At 72.0% G+C, this 22,536-nt stretch carries 19 protein-coding genes and 1 tRNA gene; 8 read left to right on the forward strand and 12 right to left on the reverse strand.

Annotated features, from left to right (window positions below; all coding sequences use genetic code 11):
* The 5 genes from AB5J49_RS36700 to zapE all read right to left on the reverse strand — a co-directional run bounded on the left by AB5J49_RS36700 (position 1) and on the right by zapE (position 4,780).
* Positions 1–831: a slipin family protein gene (locus AB5J49_RS36700; protein WP_369173151.1), complete on the reverse strand. Its 831-nt coding sequence runs from the start codon at positions 829–831 to the stop codon at positions 1–3.
* Positions 832–947: 116 nt separating this feature from the next.
* Positions 948–2,405 (reverse strand): SulP family inorganic anion transporter, encoded by a 1,458-nt coding sequence (locus AB5J49_RS36705; RefSeq protein ID WP_369173152.1) that lies wholly within the window; start codon positions 2,403–2,405, stop codon positions 948–950.
* Positions 2,406–2,410: 5 nt separating this feature from the next.
* On the reverse strand, positions 2,411–2,989 hold the full coding sequence (locus tag AB5J49_RS36710; protein WP_369173153.1) for a carbonic anhydrase: 579 nt from the start codon (positions 2,987–2,989) through the stop codon (positions 2,411–2,413).
* 82 nt (positions 2,990–3,071) lie between these two features.
* The gene (locus AB5J49_RS36715; RefSeq protein WP_369173154.1) at positions 3,072–3,476 is read right to left on the reverse strand and encodes a hypothetical protein; all 405 of its coding nucleotides are present in this window, start codon (positions 3,474–3,476) and stop codon (positions 3,072–3,074) included.
* Positions 3,477–3,670: 194 nt separating this feature from the next.
* Positions 3,671–4,780 carry a cell division protein ZapE gene (gene zapE / locus AB5J49_RS36720; RefSeq protein ID WP_369173155.1) on the reverse strand — a complete coding sequence of 370 codons (1,110 nt, stop codon included), beginning with the start codon at positions 4,778–4,780 and terminating at the stop codon, positions 3,671–3,673.
* Positions 4,781–4,817: 37 nt separating this feature from the next.
* Here zapE and AB5J49_RS36725 point away from each other — a divergent pair, with 37 nt between their 5' ends.
* The 5 genes from AB5J49_RS36725 (at position 4,818) to AB5J49_RS36745 (ending at position 9,092) form a co-directional block, all read left to right on the forward strand.
* On the forward strand, positions 4,818–5,669 hold the full coding sequence (locus tag AB5J49_RS36725) for a pyrimidine reductase family protein (RefSeq protein ID WP_369173156.1): 852 nt from the start codon (positions 4,818–4,820) through the stop codon (positions 5,667–5,669).
* A 172-nt stretch (positions 5,670–5,841) separates the two neighbouring features.
* Positions 5,842–6,297 carry an indole-3-glycerol phosphate synthase gene (locus tag AB5J49_RS36730; protein WP_369173157.1) on the forward strand — a complete coding sequence of 152 codons (456 nt, stop codon included), beginning with the start codon at positions 5,842–5,844 and terminating at the stop codon, positions 6,295–6,297.
* 109 nt (positions 6,298–6,406) lie between these two features.
* Positions 6,407–7,798: a UDP-N-acetylmuramate--L-alanine ligase gene (gene murC, locus AB5J49_RS36735; RefSeq protein WP_369173158.1), complete on the forward strand. Its 1,392-nt coding sequence runs from the start codon at positions 6,407–6,409 to the stop codon at positions 7,796–7,798.
* 13 nt (positions 7,799–7,811) lie between these two features.
* On the forward strand, positions 7,812–8,219 hold the full coding sequence (gene msrB, locus AB5J49_RS36740) for a peptide-methionine (R)-S-oxide reductase MsrB (RefSeq protein WP_369173159.1): 408 nt from the start codon (positions 7,812–7,814) through the stop codon (positions 8,217–8,219).
* 126 nt (positions 8,220–8,345) lie between these two features.
* Positions 8,346–9,092 (forward strand): PP2C family serine/threonine-protein phosphatase, encoded by a 747-nt coding sequence (locus AB5J49_RS36745; RefSeq protein ID WP_369173160.1) that lies wholly within the window; start codon positions 8,346–8,348, stop codon positions 9,090–9,092.
* A 113-nt stretch (positions 9,093–9,205) separates the two neighbouring features.
* Here the strand turns inward: AB5J49_RS36745 and AB5J49_RS36750 are convergent, their stop codons facing one another.
* From AB5J49_RS36750 to AB5J49_RS36760, 3 genes are all read right to left on the reverse strand, one after another.
* Complete coding sequence (locus AB5J49_RS36750) at positions 9,206–10,243, reverse strand: YbhN family protein (RefSeq protein ID WP_369173161.1); 1,038 nt, start codon at positions 10,241–10,243, stop codon at positions 9,206–9,208.
* Positions 10,244–10,498: 255 nt separating this feature from the next.
* Positions 10,499–12,844 (reverse strand): hypothetical protein, encoded by a 2,346-nt coding sequence (locus AB5J49_RS36755; protein ID WP_369173162.1) that lies wholly within the window; start codon positions 12,842–12,844, stop codon positions 10,499–10,501.
* 2 nt (positions 12,845–12,846) lie between these two features.
* A tRNA-Tyr gene (locus AB5J49_RS36760) sits at positions 12,847–12,918 on the reverse strand.
* Between the two features lie 156 nt (positions 12,919–13,074).
* On the opposite strand from AB5J49_RS36760, the gene nagZ reads away from it, so the two are divergent.
* Positions 13,075–14,568 carry a beta-N-acetylhexosaminidase gene (gene nagZ / locus AB5J49_RS36765; protein WP_369173163.1) on the forward strand — a complete coding sequence of 498 codons (1,494 nt, stop codon included), beginning with the start codon at positions 13,075–13,077 and terminating at the stop codon, positions 14,566–14,568.
* Positions 14,569–14,593: 25 nt separating this feature from the next.
* Here nagZ and AB5J49_RS36770 read toward each other — a convergent pair whose 3' ends face one another.
* A complete protein-coding gene (locus AB5J49_RS36770) occupies positions 14,594–15,814 on the reverse strand; it encodes a glycosyl hydrolase (protein ID WP_369175376.1) in 1,221 nt (406 codons plus the stop codon).
* Between the two features lie 115 nt (positions 15,815–15,929).
* On the opposite strand from AB5J49_RS36770, the gene AB5J49_RS36775 reads away from it, so the two are divergent.
* Together AB5J49_RS36775 and AB5J49_RS36780 are read left to right on the forward strand one after the other, a co-directional pair.
* Entirely contained in the window at positions 15,930–16,949 is a 1,020-nt protein-coding gene (locus tag AB5J49_RS36775) for an N-acetylglucosamine kinase (protein ID WP_369173164.1), read from the forward strand.
* Positions 16,946–19,216 (forward strand): glycoside hydrolase family 3 N-terminal domain-containing protein, encoded by a 2,271-nt coding sequence (locus AB5J49_RS36780; protein ID WP_369173165.1) that lies wholly within the window; start codon positions 16,946–16,948, stop codon positions 19,214–19,216. The genes AB5J49_RS36775 and AB5J49_RS36780 overlap by 4 nt, the downstream gene beginning before the upstream one ends.
* Here the strand turns inward: AB5J49_RS36780 and AB5J49_RS36785 are convergent.
* Genes AB5J49_RS36785 through AB5J49_RS36795 form a run of 3 tightly spaced genes read right to left on the reverse strand, consistent with a single transcriptional unit; the run spans position 19,180 to position 22,495 of the window.
* The gene (locus AB5J49_RS36785) at positions 19,180–20,064 is read right to left on the reverse strand and encodes a carbohydrate ABC transporter permease (RefSeq protein WP_369175377.1); all 885 of its coding nucleotides are present in this window, start codon (positions 20,062–20,064) and stop codon (positions 19,180–19,182) included. The genes AB5J49_RS36780 and AB5J49_RS36785 overlap by 37 nt on opposite strands.
* A gap of 17 nt (positions 20,065–20,081) precedes the next feature.
* Positions 20,082–21,122 (reverse strand): carbohydrate ABC transporter permease, encoded by a 1,041-nt coding sequence (locus AB5J49_RS36790; RefSeq protein WP_369173166.1) that lies wholly within the window; start codon positions 21,120–21,122, stop codon positions 20,082–20,084.
* A gap of 2 nt (positions 21,123–21,124) precedes the next feature.
* Positions 21,125–22,495 (reverse strand): extracellular solute-binding protein, encoded by a 1,371-nt coding sequence (locus AB5J49_RS36795; RefSeq protein ID WP_369173167.1) that lies wholly within the window; start codon positions 22,493–22,495, stop codon positions 21,125–21,127.
* Between the last annotated feature and the right edge of the window lie 41 nt (positions 22,496–22,536).

A 22,536-nucleotide genomic window follows, 5' to 3' on the forward strand; every position in this document is an offset into this window, starting at 1 on the left:
TCACTTCTGAGGGGGCTGCCCGGGCGTGGTGTCCGGCTCGGATTCCTCGATGGCCTCGTGGTCCGGCGGCCGCTGCGCACCCCTCTCCAGGAACCGCAGCAACTCCACCGGGATCGGCAGCACCAGCGTGGAGTTCTTCTCCGCCGCCACCGCCATCACCGTCTGCAGCAGCCGCAGCTGGAGGGCGGAGGGCGCGTCGGCCATCTGGTGCGCGGCCTCGGCCAGTTTCTTGGAGGCCTGGAGTTCGGCGTCGGCGTTGATGACCCGGGCCCGCCGCTCGCGGTCGGCCTCGGCCTGCCGGGCCATGGAGCGCTTCATCGTGTCCGGGAGGGACACGTCCTTGATCTCGACACGGTCGATCTGCACGCCCCAGCCGATCGCCGGGCTGTCGATCATCAGCTCCAGGCCCTGGTTGAGCTTCTCGCGGTTGGACAGCAGATCGTCCAGGTCGCTCTTGCCGATGATCGAGCGCAGCGACGTCTGCGCCATCTGGGAGACGGCGAAGCGGTAGTCCTCGACGTTGATGATCGCGGCCGACGCGTCCACGACCTTGAAGTACACGACCGCGTCGACCCGCACGGTGACGTTGTCGCGGGTGATGCCCTCCTGTGCGGGCACGGGCATCGTCACGATCTGCATGTTGACCTTGTGGAGCCGGTCCACGGCGGGGACGATCAGCGTGAATCCCGGATCGCGTACGGTGCCTCGCAGGCGTCCGAGCCGCAGGATCACCCCGCGTTCGTACTGCTTGACGACCCGCGCGGCAGCCGCGAGGTACACCAGTCCCGCCACGCCGACACCTACGGCCGCGCCCAGCAGCTCCTCGACCATGGCGACCTCCTCACTGAGAGGCCCGTTCCGTATGCTCCTGTAACGATATGCCCGGTGTCTGGTCCGGGGCCATGGACGCCCCCGGACCGGACACCGGGCAAGGGGTCATACGCCGGTCAGGGCGCCGTGACCCGCACCGGTTCCGTCCCTGCCGCGCTGTGTCGCTCGGCCCAGGTCTCCAGGGCCGTACGGCAGGCGTGGTCGAGGTGGTGCAGGCCGGACAGGTCCAGCTCCACCGGGCGGTCCTGGGGCAGGGCCTCCAGGCTGTCGAGGATCTTCGGCAGCCTGAGGAAGGTCGCGTTGCCCGACAGGTGCGCCTGGATCGGTCCGGCGCCCTTGTCGATGACCTCCAGCTTCACGTGCGAGGCTTCCCAGGCGGTCTTGGCGACCGACAGGGCCAGACCGATGAGCACGCCCTCGAACATGTTCACCGCGACGATCGAGACGGCGGTGACGACGAGGATCAGCGCCTCGCCCCGGTGGCCCCGCCACAGGGAGACGATCCCGCGGAAGGGGATGAGCTTGAAGCCCGCGTGGACCAGGATGCCCGCCAGCGCGGGGATCGGGATCAGCGCCAGCGTGGCGGGCAGCAGCGCCGCGAACAGCAGCAGCCACACGCCGTGCATGACACGGGACGCCTTGGTCTTCGCGCCCGCCTGAACGTTGGCGGAGCTGCGCACGATGACCGCCGTCATCGGCAGCGCGCCGAGCACACCGCAGACGGTGTTGCCCGCGCCCTGCGCCATCAGCTCCTTGTCGTACTCGGTGCGCGGCCCGTCGTGCAGCCGGTCCACGGCCGCGGCGCTGAACAGCGACTCGGCCGACGCGATGAGCGTGAAGGCGACGATCGTGGCGAGCACACCGACGTTGGCGAGCTCGCCGAAGGCGCTCAGGGAGGGCGGCTGGATGGAGCCCAGCAGGCCCTTGACCTCGACGGTGGCGACCGGCAGCGAGAACACGGCGGCCGCCGCTGTCGCCAGACCGACCGCGGCGAGCGGACCCGGAACGGTGCGCACCTTGCTCGGCATCCGCTTCCACAGCACCAGGACGGCGATGGTGCCGGCGCCCAGTCCGATCGAGGCCAGCGCCCCGGTGTTCCCGACGGCCTCGGCGAGCGCGCCGGGAAGCCCGGCTATTTTCTCCAGGCCGGAGGCGGGCGCCTTGGCGTCCGCGACCGCGTAGAGCTGCCCGGCGATGAGCACAAGGCCGATACCGGCCAGCATGCCTTCGACGACGGAGACCGAGATGGCCCGGAACCAGCGCCCCAGCTTCAGGGCGCCCATGAGGAGCTGGAGCAGGCCGGTGGCGAGCACGAGCACACCGAGGACCGGCAGCCCGAACTCCTGGACGGCCTCGAAGACCAGCACGGTCAGACCGGCGGCGGGTCCGGAGACCTGAAGGCTGCTGCCGCGCATCATGCCGGTGACGATGCCGCCGACTATGCCGGTGACGAGTCCGAGCTCGGCGGGCACTCCGGAGGCGACGGCGACGCCGACGCACAGCGGCAGTGCGACCAGGAAGACGACCAACGAGGCGGCGAAGTCCCGCCGCAGGTGGGGGAATTTGGTCATCATGGCGATCACAGCGCCTCGAACGCGTCGGTCTCGGCGCTGTGGGCGCGCACGGCGCCCTTGTGCACCTCGTAGTACCAGGCGTGCAGGCTCAGTTGACGCTCCTTCACCTTCTTCTCGATGAACGGGTACGAGCGCAGCCGCAGCAGCTGCGTCAGCACATGGGCCTGGACGCCTTCGGCGACCTCCGGATCCTCCACGGCGCCCGAAGGGCGCGGGGTGGCGTGCGAGAGCCAGTCGCGCACGGCCGGTACGGCGTCCAGGTCGTCGCCGCGCACGAGCGCGCCGACGGCACCGCAGTGCGAGTGGCCGCAGACCACGATGTCGCTGACGCCGAGGACCTCCACGGCGTACTCGATGGTGGCCGCCTCGCTGGTGGGGTGCTCGGAGATGTACGGCGGGACGATGTTGCCCGCGGTGCGCAGCTCGAAGAGCTCGCCGGGGCGGGCGCCCGTGATGAGGGCGGGTACGACGCGAGAGTCGGAGCAGGTGATGAAGAGAACCTGCGGGGACTGCCCTTCGGCCAGCTTGGCGAACTCCTCAGGGCGCTGTCCGAACGTACGGGCGTTGTCGATGAGGGGCTGCATATGTGGTGACTCCTCCTGGCGCGCTGCAGTTGCGCGTCGGGGTTTACATGACAGAGGTGGGGGGGGGGAACTGCTCTGCTCCTCAGCAGCGGAAGACCTGAAGTCCCGCCGGAGTGTGGGACGTCGAGGATCTCGACGTGCGCTGGTGCGCGGTGCCGGCTCTGGCCGGCTGGTGCGCGGACGCGGGGTCCCGGGCGATCAACGGTCGGTCGGGCGCCTGGGGCCCGGAGTCGGCGAAGCGCGGATGGTCACGGGTGCGCAGCGGACCGGTCGGGTCCCCATCACCCGATGGCACGCAGTGGCGGGACGTGAGGGTTTCGTCGCGCAGCGCCTTCCCGGAGAGCTTGATTCCGGGCTGGGCTTTGGCCTTTGCCTGACTGACTGTGTGCGCGTGTGCGAAGGATGTGGCGGGTGCGAAGAACTGGAGGGTGAGCAGGACGGCGGCGAGGATCGAAACCGCGGTCCGAACCGTCACACCTCGAAACATGCGCCCCCCCTCTCGTAAATCCACGCCTCTTGAACGCGCCAACACTTGGTCAACCGTTGGTCAAGAAATACCTTAGCCCGGCAAAGTCGTTTGCAGGGTTAACTTAACGTTTCCAGCTGAAGAGAGCCTGAAACGTGACGGTGGCATGGCTTGAACTCCCCCTTGACCTGGGGGAGTTGGCCGATTGGAAGGCGTCAGGCGGTGACGAGGCCCTGCGCGTCACGCGCCAGGGCGGTGAGGCGCGAGATGGCGCGGAAGTACTTCTTGCGGTAGCCGCCCTTGAGCATGTCCTCGCTGAACAGCTTGTCGAACGGCAGCCCGGAGGCCAGGACCGGGACCTCACGGTCGTAGAGCCGGTCCGCGAGGACGACGAGCCGCAGCGCGGTGGACTGGTCCTCAATCGGCTGGACGTCGGTGAGGCACACGGCGTTCAGACCATCGGTCAGAGCGCCGTAACGACTGGGGTGGACGCGGGCGAGGTGGTCCAGCAGATGCGGGAAGTCGTCGAGCGAGGCGCCCTCGGTGGCGTACGCCGCCTTCGTCACCTGCTCTTCGGAGTACGGCGCCGGCGCCTCGGGCAGGCCGCGGTGGCGGTAGTCCTCGCCGTCGATGCGCAGCGCGCGGAAGTGCGCCGACAGGCCCTGGATCTCCCGCAGGAAGTCGGCCGCCGCGAAGCGGCCCTCGCCGAGCTTGCCGGGGAGGGTGTTGGAGGTGGCGGCGAGCGCGACGCCCGCGTCGACGAGCTTGCCGAGCAGGGTCGAGACGAGGACGGTGTCGCCGGGGTCGTCGAGCTCGAACTCGTCGATGCAGAGGAGTCGGTGGCCGGAGAGGGTCTGGACCGTCTGCTGGAAGCCGAGGGCGCCGACGAGGTTCGTCAGTTCCACGAAGGTGCCGAAGGCCTTGAGGGACGGCTCGGCCGGGGTGGCGTGCCAGAGGGAGGCGAGCAGGTGGGTCTTGCCGACGCCGTAGCCGCCGTCGAGGTAGACGCCGCGGGGTCCCGCGGGGGTCTTGGGCGCCTTGGGCCTGCCGAAGCCGAGGAAGCCGCGCCTGGCCTTGCCGGCGCCGCTGGCGTGCGCCCCGCCGAGCCCGGCGGCGAAGCCCTCCAGGACACCGACCGCCTCGGTCTGGCTGGCCTGGTTCGGGTCCGGTATGTAGGTGCTGAACCGGACCGAGTCGAAGCGCGGCGGCGGCACCATCTCCGCGACCAGCCGGTCCGCGGGGACGTGCGGCGCGCGGGCGCACAGGGACAGCGGGCTCGCTTCGGCTATCGGATGCGGACCGGAGGCGGCGGAGGAGGACGACACGGTTCACCATGCTAATCGCCGTGCCACACTCCTTGACATGCGACGCCTGTTCCCTGTGACCGATGAAACAGCAGCGAGGGCCTCCGGCGGTCCGGCCGGGGAGGAGGGGGTTGGAGCTGTCGATGCCGGGGATGGCCTTCCCGCGGGGGACCTGACCGAGGGCGAGTGGAGTCTCGCCGAGATCGCCGCCGCGTATGCCTATCCGGAGCCGGGGCCCGGCGGGGCGCAGCCCTGGCTGCGGGCCAACATGGTGTCCACGCTGGACGGGGCCGCCCAGCACGACGGCCGCTCGCAGCCCATCTCCACCGCGACCGACATGCGGATCTTCGGCACGCTGCGAGGTCTCGCCGACGTCGTGATCGTCGGCGCCGAAACGGTACGTCTGGAGGGGTACCGTCCGGCACGCGCGCGTGCGGAGTTCGCTGACGCGCGTGAGGCGGCCGGGCAAGGGCCTGCCCCGGCCATCGCGGTGGTCAGCGCGAGCCTGGACCTCGACTACAGCCTTCCGCTCTTCACCTCGCCCTCGGTGCCGACCCTCGTCCTCACCGGTGCCGCCGCGGCCCCGGACCGCATCGCGGCCGCCGAGAAGGCGGGCGCCCGGGTGGTGATCGCCGGTGACGGGGTCGGTGTCGACCCCGTACGTGCCGTCCAGGCCCTCGCCGAGCTCGGCCACACCCGGCTGCTGACCGAGGGCGGCCCACGGCTGCTCGGGCAGCTGGTGGCCGCCGGGGTGCTCGACGAGCTCTGTCTGACGATCTCCCCGATGCTCACCGCCGGTGACGCACAGCGCATCGCCGGAGGGCCCTCGGTGGCGGTGCCGAAGCGGTTCGAGCTGGTGTCGCTGCTGGAGGAGGAGGGGTTCCTGTTCGGCCGGTACCGGCGGACGTGAGGGCGGTTTGAGCGGTTCGGAAAAGGGTTCTATCGGTGTCGTGGCCCTGAAAACGGCGGAATCTACCGTTCCGTTTAGCTTCCGCCGGGCACACTGAAAGTCGCAGTCCCCGTGCGAGCGCGGGGCAGGATGGTTTCCGCAGAAGGGGCGCCCGGTGTTCACAAGCGTTTTGATGATCGAGAAGGCCCTGACGTCCGCCGACGTGGAGTTCGTCACCACCTTGCACGGGGACGAGCAGGTCGCCTTCCACGTGTTGCTCCAGCCGCGCGGTGAGCAGGCCGACAGGTTGTTGCGCGCCATCGACGACATCGCGCTCGGCGAGCTGGACGAGGCGGTCCGGGAGGGGCAGGCGCCGGAGGGTGAGGAGGCGCTGAGCACCGGGGAACGGGCGCTGGAGGTGTCGCTCACGGCCCTGCGCGGGACCGGGGCGGAGGCCGACGGGCGGCTGTTGGAGGACCATCCGCTGGATGCGCTCAAGGCCGTGGTGGACGAGGTCGGTGCGGACGAGGTGATCGTGTTGACCGACCCGCACTACGTGGAGGAGTTCTTCCACCGGGACTGGGCGTCGAGGGCTCGGCACAAGGTGGGGGTGCCGGTGCTGAAGCTCTTCTCGCACAGCAAGGTGTAAGGGAATGACGGCGGGGCGCCGTAGGGCCCCGCGTCCCATGCGCGAGGCCTGTCTCACCACCCAATAGGCTGGGGCCTCATCGTCGTACCGCAATCTTGGGAGAACACGCATGGCACCCGGCCTTCCCACCGCCATGGACCGACCGCACTTCATCGGCATCGGTGGGGCCGGTATGTCGGGGATCGCGAAGATTCTCGCGCAGCGTGGGGCCAAGGTGGCGGGCAGTGATGCCAAGGAGTCCGGGACGGCCGAGGCGCTTCGGGCGCTGGGCGTGACCGTGCACATCGGGCATGCGGCGGAGCACATCGCCGACGACGCCAGCTGTGTCGTCGTGTCGTCGGCGATCCGGCAGGACAACCCCGAGCTGGCCCGCGCCGCCGAGCTGGGCATCCCGGTGGTGCACCGCTCCGACGCGCTCGCCTCGCTGATGGACGGGATGCGCCCGATCGCCGTCGCCGGTACGCACGGCAAGACGACCACGACGTCGATGCTGGCGGTCTCCCTGAGCGAGCTGGGCCTCAAGCCGTCCTACGCCATCGGCGGCGACCTCGACGCCCCCGGCTCGAACGCCCTGCACGGCGACGGCGACATCTTCGTCGCCGAGGCGGATGAATCGGACCGCAGCTTCCACAAGTACGCGCCCGACGTCGCGATCGTCCTGAACGTCGAGCTCGACCACCACGCCAACTACGCGTCGATGGACGAGATCTACGAGTCCTTCGAGACGTTCGCGGACCGCATCACCGACGGCGGCACGCTGGTGATCTCGGCGGACCAGGACGGGGCGCGGGAGCTGACCCGGCGGGTCGCCGCGCACGACGTGCGGGTGGTGACGTACGGCGAGGCGGAGGACGCCGACGTACGGGTCCTGTCCGTGCTGGCGCAGGGGCTGAAGAGCCAGGTCACCGTCCTCCTGGGCGGCCAGGAGCTCACCTTCACGGTCTCCGTCCCCGGCCGCCACTACGCGCTCAACGCCGTGGCCGCGCTGGCGGCGGGCGCGGCGCTCGGTGTCCCGGCCGCCGAGCTGGCCCCCGCGCTGGCGGCCTACACGGGCGTCAAGCGGCGTCTCCAGCTGAAGGGCGAGGCCGCGGGCGTCCAGGTCATCGACTCCTACGCCCATCACCCGACCGAGATGACGGCCGACCTGGAAGCGATGCGCGCGGCCGCCGGTGACGCCCGCATCCTGGTCGTCTACCAGCCCCACCTCTTCTCCCGGACGCAGGAGCTCGGCAAGGAGATGGGCGATGCCCTCGCCCTCGCGGACTCCTCCCTGGTCCTGGACATCTATCCGGCCCGCGAGGACCCGATCCCCGGTGTCACCAGCGACCTGATCATCGAGGCGGCCCGGGCGGCGGACGCCGAGGTGACGGCGGTGCGCGACAAGGGCGAGGTGCCCGCGCTGATCGCGGGAATGGCGAAGCCCGGTGATCTCGTTCTCACCATGGGCGCGGGCGATGTCACCGACCTCGGCCCGCTCATCCTGGACCGCCTGTCGAAGTGAGGGGCAAGCACTCATGTCGTACGACGTCGAAAAGCCGGACGAGCAGTGGCGCACGGAGCTGACCCCGGCCGAGTACGCCGTCCTGCGCCAAGCCGGCACGGAGCCCGCCTTCACGGGTGAGTACACCAACACCAAGACGACGGGCGTCTACTCCTGCCGCGCCTGCGGCGCCGAACTCTTCACCTCCACCACCAAGTTCGAGTCCCACTGCGGCTGGCCGTCCTTCTACGACCCGAAGGACACCGACGCGGTGGAGCTCATCGAGGACCGCTCGCACGGGATGGCGCGGACCGAGGTCCGGTGCGCCCGGTGCGGGTCGCATCTCGGGCATGTCTTCGAGGGTGAGGGGTATCCGACCCCGACGGACCAGCGGTACTGCATCAACAGCATCTCGCTGCGGCTGACGCCGGACGAGGGCTGACCCGGGAGGGGTGCGGCCGCTGGTCGCGCTGGCACGCCGGATGCCGGTGTTCGTAGACTCGTAAGGGACGTCGACGCCCGGCCCCGGTGGTCAGTCCGGCCCGGTGCGGGAAGGCGGTGGCGCTGTATGTCGTACGTCGCGGTGAGTGTGATCAGCCATCCCGGGCTGTTGCGCGAGCGCAACGAGGACAGCCTCGTCGTCGGGCCGTGGACGCTGTGCGCCACCGTCACCGAGAATCCGCAGACCCTGATCTTCCCGCTCGGGACGCCCTTGGTCGTGGCCGTCGCCGACGGGCTGGGCGGGCATCCCGGCGGCGACGTGGCCAGTGCCCTGGTCGTCCGCCGGATCGCCTCGCTCGGTCCCGCCCTGAGCAGCGAGGTCGCCGTCCGTGACGCCCTGAACACCTGCAACCGCGCCGTGTACCAGGCGGCCGGGGGCGACGAGGCGGGCGCGCTGTCCGGCATGGGGTCGACGGTCGCCGGAGTTGTCGTACAGCCCGACTCGGTGCTGGCGTTCAACGTGGGCGACAGCCGGGTCTTCGCGGTCTCCGGCGACGGGCTGCGCCAGGTGAGCGTCGACGACAGCCCACCGCACCCGGCCGGGCACACCACCTCCCTCGTCACCCAGTGCCTCGGCGGCTCGCCGGCCTATCGCGCCGTCCAGCCCCATGTCATGGCCGAGTCCCTCACCCCCGGCGTTCGCTACCTCGTCTGCTCGGACGGGCTGACGGACCCGGTGAAGGAGGACGTACTGGAGGAGGTCCTGCGGGAGCACGACGACGGCCGGGCGGCCTTCGAGCTGTGGAAGGCCGCCATCGAGGCGGGCGGGCCCGACAACATCACCGTGGCCGTGGTGCGGGTCCAGGAGGAGTAGCGCGCGGGCCCGGGTGGTCGAGGGGCCGGGCGTCGACGGTGCGGTCGGCATCGCGGGCGAGGAGTTCGCGCCCGCCGGCCACGTCGCGTTCGCGCTGCGAGGGTGCCGGCGGCTCAGAGGACCTTGCGCTGGACCAGGATCGAGAGCACGAGTGCGCCCGGCAGCAGGGGTATCCAGACCGTCAGGACGCGGTAGCCGATGACCGTGGCCGCGGCGAGGCTCATCGGTGCGCCGAAGGTGACCATCGTGAACACCAGCGCCGCGTCGACGGGGCCGATGCCGCCCGGTGCGGGCACGGCGCCCACCGCGGTGCTGGCGAGCAGGAGGGCGAGGGTCGCCTGCGTCCAGGACAGCGGCAGGCCGAGCGCGAAGCCGACCGAGGCGATCACGCTCGCCTGGAGCAGCGGGGTGGCGGCGGCCCCGACCCACAGGGCGAGGACGCGGCTGGGCCGGGTGTGCAGGATCCGCGCGTCGGTCAGGGCGGCGCGTACGCAGCAGACGAGGGGGCGGCGCAGTGGCCGGACCGCTGCGGCGAGGGTGCCCGCGGTGGCGAGGGTGACCGTCACACCTGCGGCCACCAGGAGCAACGTCCGTTCGTCCGGGACGAGTGCGCCCAGGTGCAGCAGTTCGGGGAAGGCCACGAGGAAGCCGAGCAGCACCGCTGTCTTCGCGATCGGCTTGACCAGTGAGTACAGGGCGAGTGAGGCGGTGGCCCGGGCCAGGGGGATGCCGCGGTTCTGCAGGAAGCGCAGGGTGACGGCATGGGCGCCGATGCTCGCCGGCAGTACGTGGTTCGCGGCGCCGGCCGCGAACTGCGATGCGAGCAGCAGGCCGGGCGGGAGCCGTTCCGGTAGGGCCCCTTGGCGGACGCACGCGGCGGCCACCCAGCCCATGCAGGTGAAGAAGAGGCCGGCGAGCAGCCACCAGGGGTCGGCGGAGGCGAGCCGGGTGGCGCCGTCGGCGAAGGTGCGCCAGTCGGCCACCGCCCACGCTCCGATCAGCAGGAGCGGGAGCAGGGTCAGCGCGTGGCGGGTGAGGCGTGCGGGGGAGAAGGGGGAGCGGGTGGGGGCGCAGGCGGGAGCGGGAGCGGGAGCGGGGGCGGGACAGGCGGGCAGCGGTCCGGGGAGATCGCTGAGCGGGAGCGAGGACACGGCGCGGTCGTCCTTCCGCGTCACCGCCGCGCGGACGCGGGGCGACGGCTAGAGGGCGAGGCAGGAGGGGACGCCGAAAACGTGCCCGCCCGGTGTGACGCCGTGGTGTCCGGCAGCCGAAGCGACGTCGGCGGGTGAGCGACGCGACCGGGGAGGTTGCCCTGCCGTCGCCTGCGCCGAGGTGCCCGTGATGCTGCTGGGGCGCAGGGGTGGCTGTCCGGCGTCGCCCGCACCGGCCCGCCCCTGCGCCCGCTCTCACCGCATCCAGTGCCCCCCGGTGCTCCACCCCAGGAAGCGGCGGGCGCGGCCGCTGTCGGACGTGCCGGCCGGGTCGAAGGCGCCGCCCTCGGCGACCAGGAGCAGGCCTGCCAGGGCGGGGGCCAGTCGGGTCCTGACGTGGGCGGGGTGGCGGGCCGTCTCCTCGTCCAGGCCGGCGAGGAACCGCCGCTGTGCGTCGGGCGGGCACAGGGACAGGTGGAACAGCATCTGGCGCCAGGCGTACGCCGCGTCCTTGATGGTCGGCAGTGGACGCCGGTTGTCGTGCACGCGGGCGGTCAGGCGGCACACGGTGACGAAGCTGCGGTGCGCCAGGTCGGCCCAGCCGGGCTGCGGGGCGATGCCCACCCGGTGGACCAGCGTGGCCAGGTTGTGCGTGGTGAGGATCTGCGCCTGCTCGATCACCATGCCGTTCGCCGCAACCGACCAGGCCCCGGCCCCGGATGCGGCCCCGGATGCGGCCCCGGACGCGGTTCCGGCGCGCTCGGTGCACAGGCGCGCGAAACCGGGAGACGTACGGGCGCCGTACGAACGGCTCAGTGCCGCGCCCGTCTCGGTGATCGCCAGGTTGCGGATCGCCCCGTAGTCGATGCCGTAGTAGCGCTCGTACAGCGTGCCGCCCAGCAGCTCACCCGCGATCCGTGCCGCCGTGAGGAACTTCGGGCTGAACGTGTCCATGAAGATGTCGGCGGCCAGCTCCTCCACGAACGGGGCGCCCAGATCGCACTGGCGGGCCAGCACGACGAGCTCGCGGACGAGCGGGTTGGGCAGGATCGTGCCCGGGAAGGCCTGCACGGCCAGCTCGCCCAGCTGCCGCAGCACGTCGAGCGCGCCTTCTCCGTCCGGCTTGCCGATCACCGCGGCGCGCTGCCCGGACACCGCCCGCACCCAGGGCAGTTCCTCGACACGCACCTGCCCTTCCAGGTTGAGCAGGAGCAGGGAACGGCGGCCCCGGAACGCCCGGTAGTTCGCGGCCATCAGCGCCCGCAGTGTCGCGTCGCGGTACGCCTGCGCGGTGGTGGCGGCCACCAACTGCGGTACCAGCTCGGCCAGTACCTCGGCGGACGGGACGACGCCCTGCTCCACGAGCGTGCCGATCGGCGCGCTCAGCGCGGACTCGGCCACCTGCCGGATCGTCGGCGGTACGGCCGCCCCGGCGGGCAGGCCGGTCTCCCGGCTCTCCTCCTCCGTCACGGCGCGGACGAGCGGGGCGACGTCGGGTACGCCCGTCTCCTGGGGCAGTACGGAGAGCCGGCGCAGCACCAGTTGGGCCAGGGCGTGGTGGGAGGGGAGCGCCGCCTGCTCGGCCTGGCGTCGGCGCAGGGCCGTGTGCGGGGCGGAGCCGGGCAGGCCGCGTCGCCGCACCATGGACCGCACCGCGTGCCGCAGCAGACCGAGCCGGCGCGCGTCCAACGGCCGTCCGGCGACGGTCTCCTCCAGCGCGCCCCGCAGAATGCCCAGGTTCTCCTTGGGGTCGCGGTGCTTGGTGCAGCGGGTGTGTTCCGCGGCCAGGCGTCGGTAGCGGGCCAGCAGGGCGCCGCCGCGCGCCAACCAGTCGGCGTCCGGGGCGAGTTCGAGCGCCCGGCCGTCCTCTCCTGTCTCCAGCCAGTGCAGGAGCAGCTCGTCGCCGAACGGCTGCCATACGGCGAGTGCCTCGCGCTGGGTCTCGACGGCCGCGTTCGGGCGCCGCCGCACCAGGGTGTCGACGGCGTCGGAGACGGTGTGGCGGTGGACGGCCGCGGCGGCGTCCGCCGGGCCGGTCTCCGCTGCCGGACCCTCCGCCGGCCGGGGCAGCAGGCGCAGCCGGTCGGCGAACGGCTCCAGTTCGGCCGCGAGATCCAGCGCCGCGTCCGTCGCCCCGTGCCGCACCAGCCAGGCCATGGTGAGCAGCGCGGCCTCCTCGGGCACGCCGACCTCGTAGTCGCCGCTGTCCAGCCGGGCCCACAGCCAGATGAGTCCCGCCTCGGTGAGGCAGTGGGCGAAGAGCGCGCGCCGCTCGGCCGGTACCCCGAAACGCTCCCCCGCCTCGGTCTCGTACGGCTGGAGCGGGCCGCCCGCGCTCGGGGTTCCCGTGGCGAAGCCGCCCCGCACCACCTCGGGTGTCACCCAGGCCGGCAGCCCGGCCACCGGGGTGCGCGACCCCACCGTCAGCCGGCCCGCGGCCATCCCCGCGAGGACCGCACGCCAGCGCTGCCCGCGCACCTCGGCGCGGCGCCGGGTGCCGGGGTCCTCGTGGGTCAGCGCGGTCGTGAAGGCCTTGGCCAGCTGGGCTGCCACATAGGGCGGGGCCGCGGTGAGGGGCTGCTGCTCAGCGTTGTCGTTCATAGCCGGCGTGGCAGGTTCCGCCCCTGCGCCCTCCGGGTTTACAGCCCGGTGCTCTGCTACTGAGCTACACGCCGATGGAGGCCGAGGTTAGACGCCGGGGCGATCACCGTACAACCGCATTCTCGGCGGCCTCGTCGCGTTCCCGGCGCCCGACCCCTGGTAGACCGCTGTTGAATCAGCCAGCCATGGGAAGGTTGACTTTCGGCTGACCGAGCCAGAGCATTACCGGGGTGAGCCACTTCGAGCACATATCGCCCAGGTCGAGCGCACTCCCCGCCGCCCTGGACGAAGCCGCCCACCGCTGCCTCGTCGCCGGGTTCGACGGGGCCACGAGCGTGCCGGACACGCTCAAGGAGCTCGTCGACCGCGGCCTCGGCGGGGTCATCCTCTTCACCCGCAACATCCGCGACGCACAGCAGGTCCGCCGCCTCACGGACGAGCTGCGGGCCATCCGCCCGGACCTCCTCGTCGCCATCGACAACGAGGGCGGCGGGATCGGCCACCTGGTGAGCGCCGGCGCCCCCGACGTCCCCGGCTCCTACGCCCTCGGCGTCGCCGACGACACCGCCCTGACCGCCCGCTGCGCCGACGCGCTGGCCGCGCACCTGGCCACCCTCGGCATCACCGCCTCCTACGCCCCCGTGGCCGACCTCCAGCACCGGCCGGACAACCCGATCGTGCGCACCCGCTCCTTCGGCGCCGACCCCGAACTCGCCGCCCGCCATCTGCGCGCCTGGATCACCGCCACCGAGGCGCGCGGCATAGCCTCCTGCGCCAAGCACTTCCCGGGCCACGGCGGCACCGTCACCGACAGCCACCACGGCATGGCGGTCGACCCGAGGCCGTACGACGAACTCCGCGCCGACCTCGAACCGTTCCGCGCGGCCGTCGCCGCGGGCGTGCCGATGCTGATGAGCGCCCATGTCGTCTTCCCGGAGCTGGACCCCAACCGCCCCGCCACGCTCAGCCGGCGCATCCTGGGCGACCTGCTCCGCCATGACCTCGGCTTCGACGGCGTCCTCGTCAGCGACGCGCTGGAGATGAAGGCGATCGCCGAGGAGTACGGCGAGGCGGCCGGCGCGCGCATCGCGCTCGCGGCGGGCGCGGACCAGGTCGTCGTCGCCGTGGGGGACCTGGTTGTCACCCTGGCCTGTCGGGACGCGGTGCTGGACGCGCTGCGGACCGGCGTGCTGGCCGAGGAACGCGTCCTGGAGGCCTCGGGGCGGGTGCGGCGGCTCGCCGCGCGTTATGCGACCCCGCCCCTCGTGGTCGCCGGCTGGGACGCGGAGGCCGGTCTCGCGGCCGCGCGCCGGGCCGTACGCGGCCGGGGCGTACCGCCCGCCGTACGCGGGGCCCATGTCGTCGACCTCTTCCCGCCGCCGCACCCCGCGCTCAACTGGGGCGGCGAGGACCTGCTGACCGAGGTGCGCGCCGCCGACCCCACGGCGACGGGCACCTCGGTCACCGGTGAACCGGCGGATCCGGCCGAGCTCGTCGACGGGATGCTGCGCCGCTGCGGAGACGCGCCCCTGGTCGTCGCCACCTGCGACGCCGGGCTGCATCCCTGGCAACTGCGGTTGCGGGACGCCCTGTTGGCCCGGCGGCCGGACGCGGTACGGGTGGACACGGGGTTGCCGGAGGGCGGCGCGCTGTGCTCGTACGGGCGCGGGCGGGCGAACCTGAGGGCGGTCGCCGAGGTGTTGGCGGGCCTCGCCGACGGCTGAGGCGCGCCCGCCGGTCACACGTCGCTCAGGACGGCCGTACGACCTCCTTGATCCCCCGCGCCGCCAGGTACTGGGCGTCCTGCGCCCGCGCGGCCAGGACCACCGCCGGGCGAACGCCTTCCGTCCGCATCCGCATCCACGCCTCGAAGTACGCGCCGCCCGGACCGGACACCGACCGAGTGCCCGGCGTGCAGTCCAGAACCAGGGCCGTGGGGCGCGGCTGTGCGGGCTGAGGGTCTTGGCGCAGTTCGGCGATGGCCTGGGCGAGTGCCTCGGCGATCGGCTTGGGGCGGCCGGAGGAGTCGAACAGGCCCAGGGTGTACTCCAGCTCCGGGAAGTCGGCCAGTGACCGGTCCACGTCGTGCGAGCACCACCAGGTGACCCCCCACAGCCCCGCGCACTCGGCCGCGTTCCGTACGGTCGCCCGCGCGAACTCCGGCGCGTCGGCGGCCGGGATGTGCGGCTCGGGCGCGCCCGTCTCCTGGACCCAGACGGGGCGGGCGGGGTCGGTGGCGTACGCCTTGGCCAGCTCGGTGCCGTACTCGGCGAGGTGGCGGACCTGCGGGGAGCGGGGGCCGTAGCGGCGGGCGCAGTCGCCGGAGAACACCCAGGGGTGGACGGTGGTCAGGTCGCCCTTGCGGGCGGAGGCCTCGGGGGTGAAGGGGTGGTCGTCGCCGTACCAGGCGGCGTCGTACGCGGAGTGCGTGACCAGGCCGCCGTTCGCGCCGAGTCCGTCCCGGGCGGCGGCCAGCAGGGTGTCGAGGTAGTGGTCGACCTCGTCCGCCGTCACCGGGTTGTGCTCGACCAGGTTGTTGAGCTCGTTGCCGAGCTGGAGGCCGATGAGGTTCGGGCGGCCGGTCAGGGCGCGGCCGAGGGTGCGCAGGAGGGTGGCCTGGGCCTCGATGGCCTCCGGGTCTGTGAACACGTTGCGGTGGTGCCAGCTGCGGGTCCACTCCGGGTAGAAGTCGAAGCTCGACAGGTGGCCCTGGACGCCGTCCACCATGACGTCGAGACCGGCCTCGCCGGCCAGGTCCACGAGGTGCGCCAACTGGTCGACCGCCGCGGTGCGGACGAGGGTGCGGTTCGGCTGGAGCAGCGGCCAGAGGTGGAACACGCGGACGTGGTCGAGGCCGAGACCGGCGATCCGGTCCAGGTCCTCACGCGCGCGTGCCGGGTCGAAGTCGTGCCAGGAGTGGAACCAGCCGTGGCGGGGCGTGTAGTTGACGCCGAAGCGGAGCGTGTGGATGGGATCCTCCTCGGGCCGGGCCCGCCCGCGGGTTCCGGGCTTGGCTCATGGGGCAGGGCTTGGCTCTTGTTCCTTGCGAATGTATCAACCACCATGGTCGGCAATGAATAGTGATTTGAACCAAACCTCGTCCGGTAGGGCTCCGGAGTACGTCGTCGGCCTCGACGCCGGCGGCACCCGCACGCGCGCCGTCCTGGCGCCCGCGCACGGGGGCGATCCCGAGGGTGAGGGCGTCTCCGGCCCCGGCAACGCGCTGACCGTCCCGGGACCGCAGCTCATCGAGCACCTCGCCGAGGCCCTCGCGCTGGCGGTGCCGGAAGAGCTGCGCGGCCATGTGGCGGCCGTGGCGGGAGGGTTCGCGGGCGCCTCGCGGACGGCGCCGGACGAGCCGGGCCGCATCAAGGCGCACGCCGCCCTCACCGTCGCGCTGAGCCGGCTGGGCATCGACGCCGGATCGGTCGAGATCCACAGCGACATCGAAGCCGCGTTCGCCGCCGCGCCCGGCAACCCCGCCGACGGGCTCGCCCTGGTGGCCGGCACCGGCGCGGTGGCCGTGCGCATCGCCGGACGCGAGTGCGCCGAGACCGTCGGCGGGGACGGCTGGCTGCTCGGCGACGACGGCGGCGGCTTCTGGATCGGGCGGGAGGCGGTGCGGGTGGCGCTGCGCATGGCGGACGGGCGGGGCGGGCCGACGGCGCTGGGGGCGTCGGTGGGGCGGGCGCTGGGGGTGCCGGAGGATGTCCGGCCGCCGGATGCTCCGGGCCCGTACGACACGGCCGCCTGGACCAGGGCCCGGCGCGAGGCCTACCGCATGCACCTGCTCCCCGCCGTCATGGACCGCCCGCCGGTCCGACTGGCGCAGCTCGCCCCGTTGGTCGCCGAGGCCGCCGGGCACGAGGACGCCGTCGCCGAGGGGATCCTCGCCGCGGCCGCCGACCACCTCATCGACACGGTCCGCGCCCTCGCCCCCCGCCCCGGTGAGCGCATCGTCGCGACCGGCGGCCTGCTCGGACCGGACGGCCCGCTCACCGACCCCCTCACCGCCCGGCTCCGGCCTCTCGGCCTCACCCTCGACTGGGTGGCGGACGGCTCCCGAGGCGCCGTGGCCCTCGCCCGACTGGGGTACGACGGATGAGCGGCTTCGCCGCGCAGCGGCACCGCGCCGACCTCCCGCCCACCCCGCTCTACCGCGACCCGGCCGCCCCCGTGGACGCCCGGGTCCGCGACCTTCTCTCCCGCATGACCCTGCGCGAGAAGGCCGGCCAGCTCAACCAGCGGATGTACGGCTGGAACGCCTACCGCCGCACCCCCGACGGCACCTTCGAACTCACCGAGGCCCTGTACGCCGAGACCGACCGCTTCGAGGGACTCGGCGCCCTGTACGGACTCCAGCGCGCCGACGCCTGGTCCGGCGTCGACCACACCGACGGACCCGGCGCCGAGGACGGCGCGGCCCTCGCCGACCTGGTGCAGCGGCATGTGGTCGAGCGCAGCCGGCTCGGCATTCCGGCGCTGTTCGTCGAGGAGGTGCCGCACGGGCTGATGGCCCTGGACGGCACGGTCCTCCCGGTCAATCTGGCCGTCGGCGCCACCTGGGATCCCGAGCTGTACGAGCGGGCGGCCGCCCATGCCGCCGCCGAACTGCGGGCCCGCGGCGGGCATGTCGCCCTGGTCTCGGCGCTCGACATCGCCCGCGACCCGCGCTGGGGCCGCACCGAGGAGTGCTTCGGGGAGGACCCGTACCTCGCCGCCCGCTTCACGGAGGCCGTCGTACGCGGCATGCAGGGCGAGCCCGCCGAGTTCTTCGCCGCCGACAAGACCCCCGTCGTCCTCAAGCACTTCGCCGGACAGGGCGCCACCGTCGGCGGCCGCAACTCCGCCGAGTCCGAACTGGGCCTGCGGGAACTGCACGAGATCCACCTCCCCGCCGCCCGCGCCGGCATCCGCGCCGGGGCCGCCGCCGTCATGGCCGCCTACAACGAGGTCGACGGGATGCCGTGCGCCGGGAACAGGGCCCTGCTCACCGAACTCCTCAGAGGGCGCTGGGGGTTCGAGGGACTGGTCATGGCCGACGGTCTCGCGGTGGACCGGCTGGCCCGTATCACCGGCGACACGATGTCCGCGGGCGCCCTCGCGCTCAACGCCGGTGTGGATCTGAGCCTTTGGGACGAGGGCTTCACACAACTGGAGGAGGCGGTCGAGCGGGGCCTGGTGGCCGAGGAGGCCCTCGACACCGCGGTCGCCCGCGTCCTGCGGCTCAAGTACCGGCTGGGACTGTTCGACCCGCAGGGCGCCACGACTCCCTCCCCGGCTCGTGGCCGGGAGGTGAGCACCCTCGTCGCCCGAGGCGTGGTCACTCTCCTCCACAACGACGGCCAGGTCCTGCCCATCCCGGCGGCCGTCTCCCGTGTCGCCGTACTGGGCCCCCACTGCGCCACCGTCGCCCACCAGTTGGGTGACTACACCGCGCCGCAACGCCCCGGCACGGGCGTCAGCGTGCTCGACGGGCTACGGCGTCTTGCCCCGCCCGGCCTCGACGTTCGCCACGCCCGCGGCTGCGCCCTCACCGGCGACGACCTCTCCGGCGTCCCCGAGGCGGTCGCGGCGGCCGCCGCCTCCGACCTGGCCGTGCTGGTGCTGGGCGGCAGCAGCGCACGTACTCCCGGCACGGAGTTCGACGCCAACGGGGCCGCGCGGACCGTCGTCTCCGAGATGACCTGCGGCGAGGGCGTCGATCTGGCCGGACTGCGGCTGGGGAACGCCCAGAACGCCCTGCTGGAGGCCGTCACCGCGACCGGGACGCCGACCGTGGTCGTACTGATCCAGGGCCGACCGCATGTCGTCCCCGCCACCGGAGCCGCCCTGCTCACCGCCTGGTACCCCGGTCCGTGGGGCGGCGAGGCGATCGCCGAGGTACTGCTCGGGCTGGCCGAACCCGTCGGCCGGCTGCCGGTCTCGGTGCCGCGCTCCGCGGCCCAGCTCCCCGTCTACTACAACCGCAAGGACACCGAGTACGGCGGCTACGCGGACGAGGACGCCGAGCCGCTCTACTCCTTCGGGCACGGGCTCTCCTACACGACCTTCGCGTACGGCCCGCCGCGGCTGTCCGGGCAGAGAGTCGAGGCCGACGTCACCAACACCGGTCAGCGCCCGGGCCGTTCCGTCGCCCAGCTGTACCTGCGCCGTCTGCGGACCCCCGTGTGGCCGCGCACGCTGGAACTGCACGGCTTCCGGGCCGTCGACCTGGCGCCGGGCGAGACCCGCACGGTCACGTTCTCGCTCGGCGCCGACCGGCTCGGCACAGGCACGGTGGTCGAGTTCCGGGTCGCGGAGTCGGCGCGGGCGGCCCTGACCGCCGTACCGACTCAGAGCTTCACGGCCCCCGAGGACACCCCCCGGTAGAACCACCGCTGCGTGATCACGAAGAGCACCAGCACCGGAATCACCGAGATCACCGACCCCGCCATCACCATCCGCTGGTCGTACCCGAACGACGACGTCTGCAGCCGGGCCAGACCCAGCGTCAGCGTGAAGTGCTCCTCGGAGCGCAGCACGATCAGCGGCCAGAGGAAGTCGTCCCAGGCGCTGATGAAGGTGTTGATGGTGACGACCAGGATCGCGCCGTAGGCGGAGGGCAGGTAGAGGTGGCGGAATCGCTTCCACTCGCCCGCCCCGTCCAGCATCGCGGCGTCCTCGATCTCGCGCGGGACGGACAGGAACGCCGCCCGCATGATGAGGACGTTGATCGCGGCGACGAAGCCGGGCAGCCAGACGCCGACGAGGTTGTCGACCAGGCCCATGTCCCGGACGCTGAGGAACAGCGACACCATGATCGACTCGAAGGGGAACATCATGGAGGCCATCAGCAGCACCCAGACCAGCTTGCGGCCCTTCCAGCCGGGCTTGGAGAGCATGTAGCCGGCCATGGTGGAGAAGGCGAGCTGGCTGGCGATGGAGATGACCGCGACGAACAGGCTGTTCCTGATGTACGTCCACACCGGGACCTGGTCGAAGACCTGCTCGTAGGCGCGCAGGGTCGGGTGGTGCGGGATCAGGGAGGCGCCCGCGCCGAAGACGTCCTCGCCGGCACCCTTGAGCGACGACAGCACCTGCCAGATCAGAGGGCCGACGGTGATGAACAGGACGAAGACCAACAGCACGTAGCGGACGACGAGTTCACGGGGGCGGCCGTAGTCGCGCCAGCGCGGCAGCAGGCGCCGGCGCCGCGCCTCGGGCGGCGCGGTCGTCATGCCCTCGGAAGCGGTCGTCATGCCTCGTCCTCCTTCGTCAGGCGCTGGGCGAGCAGGGTGAGGCCCAGGGTGAGTGCGAACAGGGCGACGCTGACCGCCGCGCCGTAACCGGCGTTGCCGGTGAGCGGGTCGAGGCCGACGTCCCGGATGTAGAAGGGGAGCGTGCGGTCGGCGCCGCCGGGTCCGCCGGTGGCACCGCCGAGCATGTAGATCTCGGTGAAGACGCGCAGCGAGCCGATACCGGTGAGGGTGCCGACCAGCATCATCGACGTGCGTACGCCGGGCACGGTGACGTGCCAGAAGCGGCGGACCGCGCCGGCGCCGTCCACGGAGGCGGCCTCGTGCAGCTCCTTGGGGACGTTCCCGAGCGCGGCCAGGTAGAAGATCATGTACCAGCCGAGGCCCTTCCACAGCGTCAGGCCCATCGCCGACAGCAGGATCAGCCAGGAGTCGGACAGGAAGGGGATGGCGCCCTGGATGATGTGCGCCTTCTGCAGCCAGGTGTTGACCAGCCCCTGGTCGCTCAGCAGCCACTGCCAGCTCAGGCCCACGACCACGCTGGAGGCGAGGACGGGGGTGTAGAAGGCGGAACGGAAGAAGCCGATGCCCGGGAGGTTCTTCTCGACCAGGATCGCGAGCAGCAGCGGCAGCAGCACCATCAGCGGGACCACGATCAGCGCGTACAGCAGGCTGTTGCGGGTGGCCAGCCAGAAGTCGGAGTCGGAGAGCATCCGCCGGTAGTTGTCCAGGCCCACCAGGTTGTACGCGCCGCCCAGCGGCTTGGCGTCGGTGAAGGACACCAGGATCGTGTTGAGGAACGGGAACACCCCGAACACGGTCGTGCCGACGATCGCCGGGAGCATCCACAGCCAGGGCAGCCACCAGCGGCGGTAGAGCGCCGCGCCCCCCGCGTCCACCGTCGGGCCGGGCGTCACGGAGCGCAGGACGCGGCGCAGCAGACCCGGCGGAGGCGGTGCGGGGGAGACGCCGGGGCGCGGGGCGCCCGCCCCCGGGGGAGCGGGGACGGGCGCCTTGGCCGGTGCGGAGTGCTGAGCCATCGTCAGCTGCCCTGCTCGATCAGCTTGTTGGCCTTGGACTGGGCTTCGTCCAGGGCGTCCTGGGCGCTCTTCTTGCCCTGCATGGCCAGCTGGATCTGGGCGACGATCGCATTCAACTCGCCCGGGGTGAGGGCGATTTCGTCGGCGGTCGCGGTCTTGCGGTCACTGGCGACGATCTTGCGGGCCTCGGCGAAGGGGTCGGTGCCCTTGACCGACTGGAAGAACGGGTCGTTGAGCGAGGCGGTGGTGGAGGGGAAGATGACGACGTTCGGGTCCTTCGCCCACGCCAGCTGGTTCTCGGCGTTCGTCAGGAACTGTGCGAAGGCCAGCGCGGTCGTCGCGTGCTTGCTCGTGGAGGCGACGCCGATGTACTGCGGGGCACCGACGGTGTGGCCGAGGGTGTCCAGCGTGAAGGGGGCCACGCCCGTCTTCTTGTAGACGGTCGGGTTGTTCTGCTGGATGAAGCGCAGGAAGTTGGGGTTGGTCGGGCCGTAGACCAGCTTGCCCTGTCCGTAGACGTTGGCCGGGTCCTGGGTGGAGGAGAGGGAGTCCCTCGGCATCGCACCCGCCTTGTAGAGCCTCGTCATGCCCTCGACCCACTGCGCGGTCTTCGGGTCGTCGGCGAAGGTGAACTTCTTGCCGTCCTCGGACAGCACCTTGATGTCCATCTGCTGCCAGTCGGCGGGAATGCGGAGTTGGGGGTTGGCCAGGAAGGCGAAGTACTTGCCGTCGGAGGCCTTGGCTACCTTCTCGGCGTCGTCGAACAGCCCGAGGACGGTCGTCGGAGGTTTGGCCGGATCCAGGCCCGCCTTCTTCAGCAGGTCGGTGTTGAAGGTCTGCACGATGCCGCCGGAGTACCAGGGCAGCACGCTGTGCACCTCGGTGCCGTCGGCCTGGGGGTAGGTGCTCGACTTCCACATCGACTCGGTGAACGGCTTGCCCGCGTCCGGCGCCTTGTCGTCGAGGTTCAGCAGATAGCCGTTCTTCGTCAGCGCCACCGCCGTGTTGACGTTGATGTTCACCACGTCCGGCAGCGTGCAGCCCTGCGCGTCGGCGACCAGGCGCTGGGTGAACGTGGCGTCGCCGGGGTCGTCGATCCACTTGACCTTCGTGTCCGGGTGCTGCTTCTCGAAGGCGGCGATGACGCCGTTGAAGTAGTCGCCGAAGTCCTTCTTCAGGTTGGTCGTCTGGAAGGTGATGTCGCCCTTGACGTCCCCGGAGAGCGCACCGGAGCCGACGTTCGCCTTGTCGACCTTGCAGCCGCCGGCCGTGGCGTCGCCGTTGTCGGAGCCGCCGGAGAGGCCGCAGCCGGCGGCCGCGAGTGCCAGGGCGAGGAAACATGCCAGGGATCCGGGAAGTCTGCTTGCGCGCATGGGTGCCCTCCTGCGGCCGACTTAGACGGCTGGGTTTCGCT

Source organism: Streptomyces sp. R28, assembly GCF_041052385.1.
Classification (GTDB): Bacteria; Actinomycetota; Actinomycetes; order Streptomycetales; family Streptomycetaceae; genus Streptomyces.

Excerpts from the sequence above, each read along its gene's own strand:
- AB5J49_RS36700 (WP_369173151.1), bottom strand. The coding sequence starts at position 831 with ATGGTCGAGGAGCTGCTGGGCGCGGCCGTAGGTGTCGGCGTGGCGGGA.
- AB5J49_RS36705 (WP_369173152.1), bottom strand. The coding sequence starts at position 2,405 with ATGATGACCAAATTCCCCCACCTGCGGCGGGACTTCGCCGCCTCGTTG.
- AB5J49_RS36710 (WP_369173153.1), bottom strand. The coding sequence starts at position 2,989 with ATGCAGCCCCTCATCGACAACGCCCGTACGTTCGGACAGCGCCCTGAG.
- AB5J49_RS36715 (WP_369173154.1), bottom strand. The coding sequence starts at position 3,476 with ATGTTTCGAGGTGTGACGGTTCGGACCGCGGTTTCGATCCTCGCCGCC.
- AB5J49_RS36725 (WP_369173156.1), top strand. The coding sequence starts at position 4,818 with ATGCGACGCCTGTTCCCTGTGACCGATGAAACAGCAGCGAGGGCCTCC.
- AB5J49_RS36730 (WP_369173157.1), top strand. The coding sequence starts at position 5,842 with ATGATCGAGAAGGCCCTGACGTCCGCCGACGTGGAGTTCGTCACCACC.
- murC (WP_369173158.1), top strand. The coding sequence starts at position 6,407 with ATGGCACCCGGCCTTCCCACCGCCATGGACCGACCGCACTTCATCGGC.
- msrB (WP_369173159.1), top strand. The coding sequence starts at position 7,812 with ATGTCGTACGACGTCGAAAAGCCGGACGAGCAGTGGCGCACGGAGCTG.
- AB5J49_RS36745 (WP_369173160.1), top strand. The coding sequence starts at position 8,346 with ATGTCGTACGTCGCGGTGAGTGTGATCAGCCATCCCGGGCTGTTGCGC.
- AB5J49_RS36755 (WP_369173162.1), bottom strand. The coding sequence starts at position 12,844 with ATGAACGACAACGCTGAGCAGCAGCCCCTCACCGCGGCCCCGCCCTAT.
- AB5J49_RS36780 (WP_369173165.1), top strand. The coding sequence starts at position 16,946 with ATGAGCGGCTTCGCCGCGCAGCGGCACCGCGCCGACCTCCCGCCCACC.
- AB5J49_RS36785 (WP_369175377.1), bottom strand. The coding sequence starts at position 20,064 with ATGACGACCGCGCCGCCCGAGGCGCGGCGCCGGCGCCTGCTGCCGCGC.
- AB5J49_RS36790 (WP_369173166.1), bottom strand. The coding sequence starts at position 21,122 with ATGGCTCAGCACTCCGCACCGGCCAAGGCGCCCGTCCCCGCTCCCCCG.
- AB5J49_RS36795 (WP_369173167.1), bottom strand. The coding sequence starts at position 22,495 with ATGCGCGCAAGCAGACTTCCCGGATCCCTGGCATGTTTCCTCGCCCTG.